This is a genomic window from Phytohabitans maris (assembly GCF_031085175.1).
In the GTDB taxonomy this organism is placed as follows: domain Bacteria; phylum Actinomycetota; class Actinomycetes; order Mycobacteriales; family Micromonosporaceae; genus Phytohabitans; species Phytohabitans maris.
Window position 1 is genome coordinate 135,926 of sequence record NZ_JAVHUY010000005.1, and the last position, 14,253, is coordinate 150,178.

A 14,253-nucleotide genomic window follows, 5' to 3' on the forward strand; every position below is an offset into this window, starting at 1 on the left:
CCTCTTTCGCGGTTGATCAGGGACTTGGTGGGGCGGCGCGCCGGCAGACACGCCCACGAACTCCCTGATCAACCGCGACACGGCGGGCGGGGTCCTAGGGGGCGAGGACGGCGCGGAGGGCTACGGCGGTCGCGGCGCCCGCGGCGGCCAGCAGCAGGGGGGCCGGGACCGGGGGGCCGGCCTGGCGCTCGGGGGCGGTCGCGGCGACCGTCAGCCACGGAAAGAACGTGAGCCAGGCGTGCTCGACGCCGCCCCGGGCCAGGCCGGCGAGCACAGTGGACAGCACCGCCGCGCCGGCGCCGACCAGAAACGGCCAGCCCGGGGTGTTGCGCATCTTGCGCAGGCTGGCCACCAGCGCCGGCCCGGCGGCCAGCAGCAGCACCGCCAGGCTGATCACGCCCCACCAGATCACCGGGCGCTCGCGCTGCGCGGCCAGCAGGCCGTCCACCCAGCGAAAGCCGAGCAGCTGCGCCACCCCGACCGGCACGAGGGCGCCGAGGCCGGTGAGGAAGTTGAGCGCCGCCCGCCGCCGCGCAAAATACAGACAAACCAGAGAAAAGCCCATCCATGGTACGGCGAACGAGAACATCGCCGCCACCCCCAGCAGCAGCCCAGCGGTGATCGCCCCGGCTCCCGCCTTCGGCCCGGTGCGCCGGTGGTCGCTGGCCCAGGCGCCGGCCGCCACCATCGCCGCGACCAGCACCGCGACCAGAGCGTCGAGGCTGGCGGCCACCCAGATGGCGTACGGTGCGAGCGCCACCACCGGCAGGTAGCGGCGGGCCTCCAGGTCGCCACAGCCGTTCCGCGCCGCCGCCAGGACCAGTGGCACGAGCAGGGCGCCGACGGCGGTCAGCAGCAGCCCCACGGCGAGCGGATCGGTGATCCCGGCCCGGTGGATCCAGCGCAGTACCAGGGCCGGGCCGGGCGGCTCGCCGGAGTGGTTCGCGGGGCCGTACAAGCCGCGCTCACCGTTGACAACGGCCAATGCGACGGTCCACATTAGCCCGGCGAGATAGCCGGTGAGCAGCACGATCGGCCACGCGGCGCGGTCCCACCACCCTCGCGCGGCAACTGTGAGCACGGTCGCGGCCACCGCCGGTGCGAGCGGTGAGGACGGTCCGACCTTGGGTCGGTAGGTCCCGAGGAAAGGAGCGGCATCGGTCCCGAGAGGGGACGCGAACCGTACCGCCAGCCAGGTGAACGCGAGTCCGGCGGCGGCTAGAGCCAGCCACACGAACAGGTCCCACCGCGTCACCCGCGCTTCGCTTGTCACGGCGCACCACGGTATCGGGTAGGCGACAAGGTGTGCGTGTCGCTTGGCGAAGGGTTGATATCTAGCGCATGATCGTTCGAGGCGGTCTAATAGACAGGACCGCAAAGAAACCGCACAGTCTGGGACGTGAGGAATCAACATGGCAGCCACCGGCACAGCCACCAGCACTGAGAAGGGTCGCCGGATCGTCGGGGCCGAGCGGCAGACGCTCGCTAAAGACCTGGTCAAGCGGTATACGTCCGGCGAGAGCATTCGTGCTCTGGCGGCCTCCACCGGCCGTTCGTACGGGTTCGTGCACCGGGTCCTGACCGAATCGGGCGTGCAGCTGCGCCAGCGCGGCGGAGCGCGTCGCCGCAAGAAGGCGTGAGAGCCTTTCGCCTGTTCGGCACCCTGCCGCTGTCGGAAACCCCCCGATGACCGACGACAGCGGCGTTCGGCTGGAATGCGCCGGGCCGGTCGCGACTCTGACGTTGTGCCGGCCCGACGTGCTCAACGCGCAAACGCCGGCGATGTGGACGGCGTTGTCACACTTCTCCCGCGACCTGCCTGGTGATGCGCGGGTCGTAATCGTGAGGGCCGAGGGGCGGGCCTTCTCCGCGGGGCTGGACCTTTCACTAGTGAGTGGTGAAGGGACGAATTCTTTCACGGAGATGGCTCGCCTCAGCCCAGAGGAAAGCGCGGATCGCATTCACGCCTTTCAAATGGGATTCACGTGGTTGAGGCGCCCTGACGTCGTTAGCATCGCCGCCGTCCAGGGTCATGCGATCGGCGCCGGATTCCAGCTCGCGTTGGCGTGCGATCTGCGCGTGCTCGCCGACGACGCGCAACTGTCCATGGCCGAGGTCACGCTCGGGCTGGTACCCGATCTGGGTGGCACGAAACGCCTGCTGGAGTTGGTCGGGTACGGGCGCGCCCTGGAGATCTGCGTCACCGGGCGCCGCATGGGCGCCGCGGAGGCCGAGCGGACCGGCATCGCCAACCTCGTCGTCCCCCGGGCCGACCTCGACGGCGCCGCCCGCGACCTCGCCGCCGCCGTGCTCTCCTCGCCGCGCGACGCGGTCGTCGAGGTCAAGGCGCTGCTCGCGGCCGCCGCCGACCACACGTACCAGGAACAGGACCTGGCCGAGCGCGAGGCGCAGGTGCGCCGCTTCCGCGATCTCGCGGGCCTGGGGGAGTAACGGCTCTCCGGGAAGAACGCGCTTACCTGGCGGGTTCTGTCATACCGGGGACGCAGACTTGTCCCAGGACTGACGCGGAGGTGACGCGTGTCGTACGGCGGCATGGGCGGTTGGGAGACCTTGCGGGCGATGCGTGCCCGTGACAAGGTGGCCGGCCACCGGCTCGCCCGCGGCACCGCGAGGCGGATCCTGTCGTTCGCCCAGCCCTACCGCGCCGACATCGCGGTCTTCCTGATCGCGGTGGTGATCTCGGCGGGCATCGGGGTGGCCACCCCGGTCCTCGCCGGCGACGTGGTCAACGCGATCACCCGCGGCGCTGGCGACGCCGGCGGCACGGTGGTGCGGCTGGCCCTGTTCATCGCCGGCCTCGCGGTCGTCGACGCCCTGCTCTCGCTCGTCCAGCGGTGGTACTCGGCCCGCATCGGCGAGGGCATCATCCTCAACCTGCGCACGAGGGTCTACGACCACGTGCAGCGGATGCCGCTCCAGTTCTTCACCCGCACGCAGACCGGCGCGCTGGTCAGCCGCCTCAACAACGACGTGATGGGCGCCCAGCGGGCGTTCACGTCCACGCTCTCCGGCGTGGTGAGCAACGTGATCCAGCTCGTGCTCACCGCGGCCGTCATGTTCACCCTGTCGTGGCAGATCACCGCGCTCTCGCTGGTCATGCTGCCGCTGTTCATCATCCCGGCGCGGCGGGTCGGCAGGCGCCTCGCCGAGATCACCAAGGAGAGCTACGACCTCGACGCGAAGATGAACGCCACGATGACCGAGCGCTTCGGGGTGGCGGGCGCGTTGCTGGTCAAGCTCTTCGGGCAGCCGGAGACCGAGGCCAAGCGCTTCGGCGAGCGGGCCGAGCGGGTGCGCGACATCGGCATCCAGTCCGCGATGTACTCGCGCACGTTCTACGTCGCGATGCTGCTGGTCGCCTCGCTGGCCCAGGCCCTCACGTACGGGCTGGGCGGCTGGCTCGCGGTCAACGGCACGGTCAGCGCCGGCACGGTCGTGACGCTCGCGCTGCTGCTCACCCGGCTGTACGGTCCGCTGACCGCCCTCTCCAACGTGCGCGTCGACGTGATGAGCGCGCTCGTCTCGTTCGAGCGGGTCTTCGAGATCCTCGACCTGGTGCCGTCGATCAAGGAAAAGCCGGACGCGGCCACGATCCCGGCCGGCTCGGGGCGGCTGGAGTTCCGCGACGTGCGGTTCCGCTACCCGTCCGCCGCCGAGGTCTCGCTCGCCTCGCTCGAAGACGTGGTGACGCTCGACCGTACGGTCTCCGAGCCGGTGCTGCGCGGCGTCTCGTTCGCGGTCGAGCCGGGGCAGATGGTCGCCCTGGTCGGCCCCTCCGGCGCTGGCAAGAGCACCACGTCGATGCTGGTCTCCCGGGTGTACGACGTGACCGACGGACAGGTGCTCGTCGGCGGCGTCGACGTCCGCGACGCCACGCTGGAGTCGCTGCGTGACACGATCGGCGTGGTCACCCAGGACTCGCACCTCTTCCACGAGACCATCGCGGAAAACCTGCGGTACGCCAAGCCCGACGCCACCGACGACGAGCTCTGGTCCGCGCTGCGCGGCGCTCAGGTCGAGGAGCTGGTGCGGGCACTCCCCGACGGGCTGCAGACGATGGTCGGCGAGCGCGGCTACCGGTTCTCCGGCGGGGAAAAGCAGCGGATCGCGATCGCCCGCCTGCTGCTCAAGGCCCCGTCGATCGTCATACTCGACGAGGCCACCGCCCACCTCGACTCCGAGTCCGAGGCGGCGGTGCAGCGGGCCCTGTCGGTCGCCCTGGCCGGCCGCACCGCCCTGGTGATCGCCCACCGGCTCTCCACGGTCCGCGACGCCGACCAGATCCTGGTGCTCGACGAGGGCAGGATCGTCGAGCGTGGCCGCCACGACGAGCTGGTCGCGGTCGGCGGCCTCTACGCCGAGCTCTACCGCACCCAGTTCGCGGTCGCCGACTCGCCCACGCCGTACGTCGACCCCGACCACCCCGAGCCGGTCACCGTCCCGCCGCCCCGCGACTACGCGGCCGACTCCTGAGCCGGCGCGCCCTCGCCGGCTCGCGGTCATCGGCCGGCCACGCCGCGGAGCAGCGTGAACTCGGCGGCCAGCGCGTCCGGCGTGTAATGGGCGTTGAGGCCGCTCGGGTTGGGCAGCACCCAGATCCGGGTCGTGCCGATCCGCTCCGGCTGCGCGCCGAACGTCGCCTTCGGCCGCGAAAACGCCGTCCGGTACGCGGTCACGCCCACCACCGCCAGCCACCGCGGGCGATACCGGCGCACCTTCGCGGTGAGCCGTCCGGCGCCGGCGACCAGCTCGGCGGTGCTCAGCTCCTCGGCGCGGGCGGTGGCGCGCTCGGCCACGTTGGTGATGCCCAGCCCGAAGCCGAGCAGCTCCTCCTGCTCGTCCGGGCGCAGCTGGCGCGGCGTGAAGCCGGAGCGGTGCAGGGCTGGCCAGAAGCGGTTGCCCGGGCGGGCGAAGTGGCGTCCGGTGGCGGCCGAGTACAGGCCGGGGTTGATGCCGCTGAACAGCACGGCCAGCCCGGGCGCGATCACGTCCGGGATCGTCCGGTCGGCCGCGGCGGCGAGCTGCTCCTTCGTGGGCTTCACAGGGCCCGTACGGCGCCGCCGTCGACCGGGATCGACAGGCCGGTCAGGTAGCTGGCGGCCGACGACAGCAGGAACGCCGCCACCCGCCCGAACTCGGCCGGCTCGCCCAGCCGCCCCATCGGGATCGCCGCCTCCGCCTCCAGCTTCGCCCGTTCGGGGTCGCCGGTCGCCGCGAAGAGCTCGCGGTTGCGGTCGGTGAGGATGCGGCCGGGCAGGAGGCTGAAGACGCGGATGCCGCGCGGCGCGTACTCGTCGGACATGTCCTTCGCCACGCCGGCCAGGCCGGGGCGAAGGCCGTTGGAGAGGCCGAGGCCCACGATCGGGCTCCGCACCGACGTGGAGAGGACCAGCCCGATGGCGCCGTCACCGTCGATCGCCTCGGCCACCGTGCGGGCCAGCCGCACCGTGCCCAGGAACACCGTCTCGAAGGCCGCCCGCCACTGCGTGTCCTCCAGCGTGGCGGCGGTGCCCCGGGGCGGCCCGCCGACCGAGATCAGCGCACCGTCGACCCGCCCGAACCGCTCCCGTGCCGCCGCCACCAGCCGCTCGGCGGCGAGGGGGTCGCCGAGGTCGGCAGCCACGCCGATCGCCTGCTCCGGTACGCCGAGCCGCTCGACGGCGGCGGTCACGGCGTCCGCGGAGCGCGCGGAGACGACGACGTTGGCACCCTCCGCGACCAGGCATTCGGCGGTGGCGTACCCGAGGCCGCGGGAAGCACCGCTGAGGACATAGACGCGGCCGGCAAGTCCGAGATCCATGCGCCGATCCTGCCACCACCCCATCAGGTCGGCTCACCACGCCCGGCTCGGCGGGGCGATGGGCCGTGATCGAAGCTCCCCCCAAGTCGCTAGAACGACCTGCGGGGGGGGTACAGACCAGACGGGGGGGGCGGCGGAAGAGGCGGCTCAGGCGGCGGCGCGGGCGCAGGGCGGCCTCGCGCTCGGCCAGCTCCTCCGCGGCCGCGCCGGTCAACGGCAGGGAACGGGCCAGGGCCAGACCGTCCTGGAAGGAGCCCGCCGTGGGGCGGCCGCCGCCCCACTCGGCGAAGACCGCCGGCCACCTCGTGCCGAACGACGCCGCCAGCAGCGGCCAGTGCCGCGCCACCTCGCCGGATCGCTTGCGCAGCAACGCCTGCCGTGCGATCTCGACGAGCCGGGGGTCGAAGCCGTCCGGGATCGGGGCGCCGGCGACGAGCGCGGCGACCAGGGCGGCCTGGCGCTCGGCGAGCGACCCCGTGGCGCCGCCTGGTGCGACCGGTGCGGTGCCGCCGGGGCGGGTCATGTCACGACCGGGTAGCCGGAGGCGGTGGCGATCGCGTCGAGCTCGGTGCGGAGGGTGTCGGCGGGCGGGTAGTGGCCGTCGCGTTCGAGCATCAGGGCCGGCGGGCGGTGCCGGGCGCAGAGCTCGGTGACCAGGTCGAGCACCTGCGGCGGTACGGCGTCCGTGTGGGTGTCGTGGTAGACGCCGTCGTGCTCGGCGCCACCGGCCACGTGGACGTACGCCACGCGGTCCAGCGGCAGCCGGTCCAGCAGGTCGGTGGGCTCGGTGCCGCGGTTGCGGGCGTTGGCGTAGACGTTGGCGATGTCGAGCAGCAGCAGCGCGCCGGTCCGGTCGAGGATCTCGGTCAGGAACGCCGCCTCGTCCAGCTCGTCGTCGGGCCAGTCGAAGATGGCGGCGATCGGTTCGAGCGCGATGGGGACCGGCAGCTCGGCCTGGGCGCGGGCGACGTTGGCGACCACGGCGTCGACCGCCTCGCGGCTGCGCGGGAGGGGGAGCAGGTGGCCCGCCTCGAGGCCGCCCGCCCGCACGAACGCGATGTGCTCGCTCACCAGCGGCGCGTCCAGCTGCCGCGCGGCGGCGGCGAGGTGCGCGACGCGGGCCGGGTCGACGGGCTCGGCGCCGCCGAGGGAGAGCTTCACGCCGTGCGGGATGACCGCGGTGCCGGCGTCGCGCAGGGCGGCGAGGGGAGCCGGCACCGGCCCGGAGGCCGGCACCGACTCGGCGATCACCTCGGTGAAGCGGAGGCCGGGCAGCGCGGCCACGAAGCCCGCGATCTCCGGCCGCCACCCGATCCCAACCCCGAAGGCGCCATCCCCGCCGAAGGCGCCGCCCGCGCCGGAAGCGCCACCGCCCGCGGCGAGACCGCCACCCGCACCGGAGGCCCGACCCAGCCCGGACGAGCCAGCCATGGCCGGCAAGGCGGCTGGCCCGGGGGACGCGGCCGGGTGCGACGCAGCGCGCGGGCCGGATGCGCCACCGGCACCGGAGGGAACGGTCATCCGCCGCAGCCTCCCCCGCAGCCGCCGCCACAACCGCCGCCGCCACCGCACGAGCTGCCGCCGTCGCCACCGCCGGAGCTGGAGCCGCCGGAGTCGCCGCCCGAGCCGCCGTAGTAGCCGCCCGTGCCGGCGGTCGAGGCGTACTGGCGCTGGATCTCGGCCTCTTCGGCGAAGGCGGCGTCCGCCTGCCAGAGGGACGCGGCGCCGTACAGGCCGACGCCGAGCGCGAGCCCGGCCGCGCCGTACGTGGCCCAGGCGGGGGTCATCGAGGGGGCGAGGTAGGTGTGCTGGCGGCGCAGCTCGTCGAGGGCCCGGCGGGCGGCGCGGGTGCGGGTCGGGATCGTGCGGAAGACGATGAGCGTGACCAGGGCCCAGACGATGGTCAGCACGACCAGGTAGCCCACCGGCTTGCCGCCCGCGATGCCGGCCACCAGCCGCACCACGCCGAGGCCGAGCAGCACCAGCATCAGGAACGGCACCGCCCGCGCCGCCTGCCGCGTGCCCTCGCTCGGGGCGAGGCCACGCCGCTCCAGGTCGTCGCGGAGGGTGGTGAGCGCCATCCGCACCCACTGGTCGCCGTCCACGTCGCGGGCGCGGACGCGCTGGCCGGCCGCGTTGTACACGGCTTGGTCGAGCGGGGTGGCGCCGGCCGGCATCGGGCCGGACGCGGTGAGCGTGCGGCCGGGGCCCACCTCGATCGCGCCGGCGGCCCGGAGGCCGGCGAGGGAGGAGTAGACGGCGAGCCGGTCGCCGCCGTTGAGGTAGGCGACCTGCTGCGGTCCGAGCCGGTCGACGGGGGTGTGGTGGCCGGCGAAGAGCACGGCCCGGTGGATCAGCGCGGCGATCACCAGCGCGACCGCGGCACCGGCGAAGATCGCCAGGAAAGTGGGCCCGGGGATGCCCCAGGTGTCGCCCTGTGCGGCGAGAACCGTCTCCATGCGCCCAGTGTGAGTCAGCCTGTCACGCCTTTCGGACGGCATCCTCGACCAGGTCGAGCACCCGCCCGAGACCGCCCGGCGGGCGTCCGGTGGCCAGGTGGAGGACCAACCCGTCGTACGCCAGCTCGAGGAACTGGGTCAGCAGGTCGAGCGGCACGTCGTCGCGGAGCACGCCGGCGTCGCGCTGGCGGCGGAGCCGCTCGTGGGTGGCGTCGGTGATGGCCTGCGAGCGCTGCGCCCACCGCTTCGCGAACGCCGGGTCGGTGCGCAGCCGCCGCGACACCTCCAACTGGCTGCCCAGCCACCCGGCCGTCTCGGTCGAGTCGGCGCGGGCGAGCAGGTCGCGCATCACCTGGACGAGGCCGTTTCGCGTGACCGTCTCGACCATCGCGGCCGCGTCGTCCTCGGCCACGGCGAGGAAGAGCGACTCCTTGTCACGGAAGTGGTGGAAGATCGCACCGCGGGACAGGCCGGTCTCTTCCTCCAGCCGGCGGACCGTGGCACCCTCGTAGCCGTGCCGAGCGAAACAGGCGCGAGCGGCGGCGAGGATCTCCTGGCGCCGCGCGTCGAGCTGGTCCTGACTCACTCTCGGCACGTGCTCGATCGTGTCACGGTGACCGGTTCGCCGGCAATCCGTACGTACGGCTTGGTGACATGCGCCCCCTGACCGTCGCCGCGGTCCAGGCCGAGGCGACCCCCGGCGACGTGGCGGGCAACGCGGCACGCGCCGCCCGCTGGGCACGGATCGCCGCCGACCGGGGGGCCACGGTCGTCGTACTACCTGAGCTTTTCCTGCCCGCTTACGACCCGCCGGCGCTGCGGGCGAGCCCGGCCACGACGGACGTCGCGGCCGACGGCGGCGGGTGGGTGGCCGACGCGCGCCTCGACCCGCTCCGCCGGGCCGCCGCCGAGCGCTCGGCCGCCGTCGTGGTCGGCGCCGCGGTCCGCCGCCCGGACGGCCGCCGCACCTGCGCCGCGCTCGTCGTGGACCGGGCCGGCCGCGTGGCCGCGGCCTACGACAAGCAACACCTGTGCGGGCCCGAGGAGAAGGACCTTTTCATCCCGGGTACGCGTGGCGCGACGCTCGACATCGACGGATGGCGACTCGGGCTCGGCGTCTGCTACGACGGCTGCTTCCCCGAGCACGCGCGCGCCGCGGCGGTCGCCGGGGCGCACGGTTACCTGTGCCCGAGCGCGTACGTGCTGGGTTCGGCCCACCGGCGCGACGTGTACTACGCGGCGCGGGCGCTGGACAACACGATGTACGTGGTGTTCGCGAACCCGGTGGGCGGCGTGGATCCCTGGTGTTTCAACGGTGGCGCGGCAGTCTACGACCCGGAGGGGCGCCCGGTCGCGCGCGGCGCCGACGAGGGCGAGGCGGTCGTGGTGGCGACGCTCGACGCGGCCGAGGTCGAGCGGATCCGCGCGGCACACCAGATGCTGGCCGAACACCGTACGGATCTCGACGGCGATCGCTTGCTGTTGAGCGGTTAGTCAGTTACACGGCTTGTTTACGAAACGGGTCTGTTCCACGGTGTGCCGAATCACATAAGGTGCGCGAGTGCCCCTCCTGCTCCTCGATCTCGATAACACCCTGCTCGATCGGGCGGGGACGTTTCGCGCGTGGGCAGCGGACTTTCTGGCGGAGATCGGGGCCCCGCCGGAAGACCTCCAGTGGCTGCTCTCCATCGACGCCGACGGCCTGACCGACCGCTGGGACGTGGCCGACGCGATCCGCGACCGCTACCGGCTGCGCATCTCCTCCATCGACCTCGTCGACGAGCTCACCGAGGGCCTGGCGGAGCGCCTGCACCTCGATCCGCTGGTCGCCTGCGCGCTGCGGATAGCGGACGACTCGGGCTGGGTGCCCGTGGTGGTGACGAACGGTACGACCCGGCAGCAGGACATCAAGATCCGGCGTACCGGCCTGGACCGCTACGTGGCCGACTGGGTCATCTCCGAAGACGCCGGCGTGAGCAAACCCAACCCACGGATCTTCGCGATGGCCGCCCAGCGCGTGCGGATGCGCCTGCAGGGCGCCTGGGTGGTCGGCGACAGCCCGGAGGCCGACATCGGCGGCGCGGCCGCGATGGGGCTGCCGAGCGTCTGGCTGCACCGCGGCCGCAGCTGGATGGAGTCCCGCTTTCGCCCGACCCGCACCGCCGAGGGCATCATCCCGGCCGTGGCGACGGTGCTGGCCGCGGCCGGGGTGGCCCGGTACGCGTAGGCCCGCCTGGCGCGCGGCGGTGCCTACTGGAGGTAACCCTCCACTTCGGACTTCGCGCGGCTGTGCGTGCCCTCGGGGTCCTGGCCGGCCTCACGCGCGGCGCGGCGCTGGCGCAGCAGGTCCCAGCACTGGTCGAGCGACTCCTCCACCTCGCGCAGCCGGTCCCGCTCGTCGTCGGAGGAGATCTGGCCCTTCTGCACCTGAGAGCGGAGCCGGTGCTCCTCCTCGACCAGCTTGTGTATCTCGGACAGGATCGTCGTGTCTTCCATGACCATGAGCCTACGAGAGTCCGGCCGGCCGCATCCGCCAGTGGCGCACCTGACCGCTCGCCCGCCGGCCGCCGGCTGGCCGGCCCTGGCGCACCGGGCCGGCTGCGTGGGTGGCGCCCCGACGCTCGCTGGCCGGCCGGCGGATCAGTGCCCTGAGGCGCCGGCCTCGGGTTCGCCGGTCTTCGGTGCACCGGACGCGCCGTTGGGGTGTGCCTCGGGCTCGCCGGCCGGGTCCGTCTCGACGACCGCCTCCGCCGACCCGCTGCCGTTGGGTGAGCCGGCCGCCTCGGCCGGGGCCTCCCCGTCGGGTGCGGCACCCTCCTCCGTCGAGCCGCCGTTGGGGGAAGCGGCCGTGATCGCGTCCGGCGGGCGCCAGGCCGCATCCGGGGTGGCGGTGACCGCGGGGACGGACGGGAGCAGGACCGTCACCTTGGCGTGGCCGCGGTGGGCCGCCACCGCGGCGCGGTGGTAGTCCTCGATCTCGCGCAGCAGCTCCTCCCGCTGGTACACCGTCCCGTCCACGAGCGGGCCCGGCCGCCGCTCCAGCACCGCGACCACGTCCTCGCCGGTGAGGGTCTTGTGGGTCTCCAGCGCGTGCGCCAGCGTGAGGATCTCGCGCCGGTTGGCCTCGAGCAGCTCGACGACGCGTTCCAGGTGGGTGTTGAGGTTGTCCTCGATGCGGTCGGCCAGCGCGCGGCGGGCGACGTCCTCCGGGTCTTCGCGGTTGCCCGGCCCGCGCCCGCCGGGCGTGCCGGTGCCGATCTGAGCCGACGCGGCGTACGACGAGACCGTCGAGCCCATGCCCCAGAAGCCCTCCATCTGGGTGGCCACCGTGGTCGCGTGCTCCAGGTCGCCGGAGACGCCGGAGGAGCTGTCGCCCTCGAAGAACATCCGCTCGCCGGCGAGCGAGGCGAGCGAGACGTAGATGTCCGACTCGTACTCGGTGCGCCAGCGCGTGAACTGGTCCTCGGGCTTGATGCTCGCGACCATGCCGAGGTACTCCGCGCCCTTTTCGATCGTCGCGATGTCGATCTCCATGTGGTAGCGGGTACGGTACGCGGCGACCGCGTGGCACGCCTCGTGCACCGCGACCGCGTGCCGCTCCCGCTCGATGTACTCGACGTCCTCCGGCGGGCCGAGCTGCTTGAGGCGCTTGGCCTGCATCACGTCGCGCCACTCGATGACCTCGCGCTCGTCGCGGATCGCGGTGATCAGCGCCTCGTTGACCAGGTCCTTGATCGTGGCGCCGGTGGCGTACGGGGTGATGACGGCGAGCTTGTCGATCTCGTCCTCGGTCAGGTCGTGCCGCACCTTGTCGAGGTACCCCTGGTAGGTGCGCATCCGCCCGGCCTTGCTCGGGTAGCCGACCTTGTAGATCCGGTCGATGCGGCCCGGCCGCAGCAGCGCCTCGTCGAGCGCCTCCGGCAGGTTGCTCGCCATCACCGTGAGGATGCGGTACTTCGGCGGCGGCTTGGGGCGCATGCCGAGCAGCCGCCGCACGTACCGGTTGACCAGCCCGCGCGGCTTCTTCAGGCCGGACAGCTCGCTGAGCAGCGCCTGCAGCGTGCCCATGTCGCCGCCGCCACCCATCCCCATGTTGCCCATCACGACCCGGTTGCGGCCGGCGTCCGGGTCCTCCGGCGGCGGCTTGGCGCCGGCCAGCGCGTTGCGGGTGAGCAGCCACCTGGTGTCGCCGGAGAGGTACGAGAAGCCGTGGCACCCGTCGGCGAACACGGCCGGCCGCATACCCCGCGGGAAGCCCGGCCCGCCCTGGGCGAGCGCGCCGCGCCGGCCCAGCGAGTCGGCCTCGTCGAAGAAGACGATCACGCCGCCGTACCGGAGGGCGAGCTTGCGCAACTTGCGGAAGAGCGACTTGACCTTGAGGATGCCGACGCCCATGAACATGTTGGTGAAGGCGCCCGGGTCGACGAAGACGTACGGCCGGCCGGTCTCGCCCGCCATCGCCTCGGCCATGAGCGTCTTGCCGGTGCCGGGCGGGCCCCAGAGCAGGATGCCGCCGGGCACGTAGCCGCCCTTGGCTTCGATCGCGTCCGGCTTTTCCAGGAAGAGCAGGTTTTCCCGGATCCGGTCGAGTACGTGGTCCTGGCCCCAGACGTCGGTGAAGCGGGTCTTGATGTCGTCCGGGTAGTACGTCTCGATGCCGCCCCGGGACAGGAACCAGAACAGCGCCACGAACTGCAGGATCAGCACGAACATGAGCAGGACGATCTGCACGATCAACGGCAGGAACTGCCAGAGGATCGCCGGCGCCTGGAAGAGCGCCAGGAACGGGGACGTGTCCAGCGCGGCGCCCGCGACCAGCGCGAACACGACGATCCAGAACGCCCACTTGATCGCGCGCGCGATGCGGAAGCGGGTCCAGTCGCTCAGCCGCCGGTGGGTGACCCGCTCGATGCCGCCGAAGAAGCGGTGCGTCCAGAAGTGGTGGTAGCCGGACCACCTCTCGCTGACCAGGAAGTGGATCTGCCGCAGCACCTCCAGCCCGATGAGCACGAAGATCCAGATCGAGTCGCGCGCCTGGATGCGGGCCGCGTCGTCGAACGGCAGCAGCGGGTTGTCGGCCATCGCGGCCCAGACCAGCACCAGCCACAGCAGCGCGAGCAGGATGACGAACTTGAGCCGGTCCCAGAGCGGCAGCTTGGGGCGGGTCGGCCGGTTGTCGTCGCGCGGACCCTCGTCCGGCGGCCGGAGGCCTTCGACAGGTTCCATGATCAGCTCCTCACCGTGAAGGAGGTGGCGATGCTCTCGAGCTCGTCGGCGCGCTCGGTGTAGCAGCGGGCAGCACAGCGGATGAGGAGCATGTAGAGGAGGCTCGCGTCGTCGTTGACGAGCGCGGTCAGGTCGAACGTGGTGGATCGCCCCAGAAACTGGTAGTTGTAGGCGACCCGGACGCCGTGCAGCCCCTTTTCGGGGACGATCACGTCGTCGCGGAGCAGCTCGAATCCGGGATAGAGCGCGTCGGCCTGGGCGGCCGCCGTGCGCATGTCCTCGGTGACCGGCAGCAGGAGGTTGCGCAGCACGTCGAGCGAGATCGCGGAGCTGACCTCGGGCAGGAGCCGCTCGACCTTGGCCCATACGGCCGGTTCGGCGAAGGGCATCGGGGCGGCGATGTGGGTGATCGACGGCTCCTCGGCCGCGTCGTACGCCACGGTCCACATGAGCTGCTCGCGGAGCTGGGCGGTGGCCGAGTCGGGATCGACCCCGACCGCGAACTCGTGCAGCGCCTCCTGGTCGATCTGCCGCCAGTCGTTCGGCACCTTGAAGTAGGTCTGCTGCTCGGAGTTCTTGACGTACTCGTACTCGGGGGCGCCGCAGGCGCTGACCAGCAGCGCGAGCGGAGCGAACAGGAGAATCAACCGTCTCGCCAGCATTGCGCCCCCCGTCGGGTAGGGCCGGTGTGCTGGTCAGTATGGATCGTTACTGTTACGAGACACAGCGTTCGATGGGATCTATTTG

At 72.6% G+C, this 14,253-nt stretch carries 14 protein-coding genes and 1 pseudogene; 5 read left to right on the forward strand and 10 right to left on the reverse strand.

The window, feature by feature from the left end:
- Positions 1–94: 94 nt before the first annotated feature.
- Positions 95–1,273, reverse strand: a complete 1,179-nt coding sequence (locus RB614_RS06920; protein WP_308711526.1) for a hypothetical protein — start codon at positions 1,271–1,273, stop codon at positions 95–97.
- A gap of 139 nt (positions 1,274–1,412) precedes the next feature.
- Here RB614_RS06920 and RB614_RS06925 point away from each other — a divergent pair, with 139 nt between their 5' ends.
- From RB614_RS06925 to RB614_RS06935, 3 genes are all read left to right on the forward strand, one after another.
- The gene (locus tag RB614_RS06925; protein ID WP_085066491.1) at positions 1,413–1,640 is read left to right on the forward strand and encodes a helix-turn-helix domain-containing protein; all 228 of its coding nucleotides are present in this window, start codon (positions 1,413–1,415) and stop codon (positions 1,638–1,640) included.
- A 46-nt stretch (positions 1,641–1,686) separates the two neighbouring features.
- Positions 1,687–2,451: an enoyl-CoA hydratase/isomerase family protein gene (locus RB614_RS06930; RefSeq protein ID WP_308711527.1), complete on the forward strand. Its 765-nt coding sequence runs from the start codon at positions 1,687–1,689 to the stop codon at positions 2,449–2,451.
- Positions 2,452–2,553: 102 nt separating this feature from the next.
- Complete coding sequence (locus RB614_RS06935) at positions 2,554–4,494, forward strand: ABC transporter ATP-binding protein (protein WP_308711643.1); 1,941 nt, start codon at positions 2,554–2,556, stop codon at positions 4,492–4,494.
- Positions 4,495–4,520: 26 nt separating this feature from the next.
- On the opposite strand, the gene mug is transcribed toward RB614_RS06935, so the two are convergent.
- The 6 genes and pseudogenes from mug to RB614_RS06965 form a co-directional block, all read right to left on the reverse strand.
- Complete coding sequence (gene mug / locus RB614_RS06940) at positions 4,521–5,063, reverse strand: G/U mismatch-specific DNA glycosylase (protein ID WP_308711528.1); 543 nt, start codon at positions 5,061–5,063, stop codon at positions 4,521–4,523.
- A complete protein-coding gene (locus RB614_RS06945) occupies positions 5,060–5,821 on the reverse strand; it encodes an SDR family oxidoreductase (RefSeq protein WP_308711529.1) in 762 nt (253 codons plus the stop codon). The genes mug and RB614_RS06945 overlap by 4 nt, the downstream gene beginning before the upstream one ends.
- Before the next feature lie 229 nt (positions 5,822–6,050).
- Positions 6,051–6,344, reverse strand: a pseudogene (locus tag RB614_RS44585) (SCO6045 C-terminal-like domain-containing protein); the annotation flags it as partial.
- Positions 6,341–7,252, reverse strand: a complete 912-nt coding sequence (locus RB614_RS06955) for an MbnB/TglH/ChrH family RiPP precursor modification enzyme (protein ID WP_308711530.1) — start codon at positions 7,250–7,252, stop codon at positions 6,341–6,343. The gene RB614_RS06955 and the pseudogene RB614_RS44585, both read right to left, overlap by 4 nt.
- A gap of 86 nt (positions 7,253–7,338) precedes the next feature.
- Positions 7,339–8,280 carry a TIGR04222 domain-containing membrane protein gene (locus RB614_RS06960; RefSeq protein ID WP_308711531.1) on the reverse strand — a complete coding sequence of 314 codons (942 nt, stop codon included), beginning with the start codon at positions 8,278–8,280 and terminating at the stop codon, positions 7,339–7,341.
- 22 nt (positions 8,281–8,302) lie between these two features.
- Positions 8,303–8,875 (reverse strand): TetR/AcrR family transcriptional regulator, encoded by a 573-nt coding sequence (locus RB614_RS06965; RefSeq protein WP_308711532.1) that lies wholly within the window; start codon positions 8,873–8,875, stop codon positions 8,303–8,305.
- Between the two features lie 59 nt (positions 8,876–8,934).
- Between RB614_RS06965 and RB614_RS06970 the strand changes: the two genes are divergently transcribed.
- Both RB614_RS06970 and RB614_RS06975 read left to right on the forward strand, forming a co-directional pair.
- A complete protein-coding gene (locus RB614_RS06970; RefSeq protein WP_308711533.1) occupies positions 8,935–9,774 on the forward strand; it encodes a carbon-nitrogen hydrolase family protein in 840 nt (279 codons plus the stop codon).
- 67 nt (positions 9,775–9,841) lie between these two features.
- Positions 9,842–10,507 carry an HAD family hydrolase gene (locus RB614_RS06975; protein WP_308711534.1) on the forward strand — a complete coding sequence of 222 codons (666 nt, stop codon included), beginning with the start codon at positions 9,842–9,844 and terminating at the stop codon, positions 10,505–10,507.
- Positions 10,508–10,530: 23 nt separating this feature from the next.
- Here the strand turns inward: RB614_RS06975 and RB614_RS06980 are convergent, their stop codons facing one another.
- The 3 genes from RB614_RS06980 to RB614_RS06990 all read right to left on the reverse strand — a co-directional run bounded on the left by RB614_RS06980 (position 10,531) and on the right by RB614_RS06990 (position 14,168).
- Positions 10,531–10,782 carry a DUF2630 family protein gene (locus tag RB614_RS06980; RefSeq protein ID WP_308711535.1) on the reverse strand — a complete coding sequence of 84 codons (252 nt, stop codon included), beginning with the start codon at positions 10,780–10,782 and terminating at the stop codon, positions 10,531–10,533.
- 138 nt (positions 10,783–10,920) lie between these two features.
- A complete protein-coding gene (locus RB614_RS06985; RefSeq protein WP_308711536.1) occupies positions 10,921–13,506 on the reverse strand; it encodes an AAA family ATPase in 2,586 nt (861 codons plus the stop codon).
- A 2-nt stretch (positions 13,507–13,508) separates the two neighbouring features.
- Positions 13,509–14,168 (reverse strand): hypothetical protein, encoded by a 660-nt coding sequence (locus tag RB614_RS06990; RefSeq protein WP_308711537.1) that lies wholly within the window; start codon positions 14,166–14,168, stop codon positions 13,509–13,511.
- Positions 14,169–14,253 lie beyond the last annotated feature (85 nt).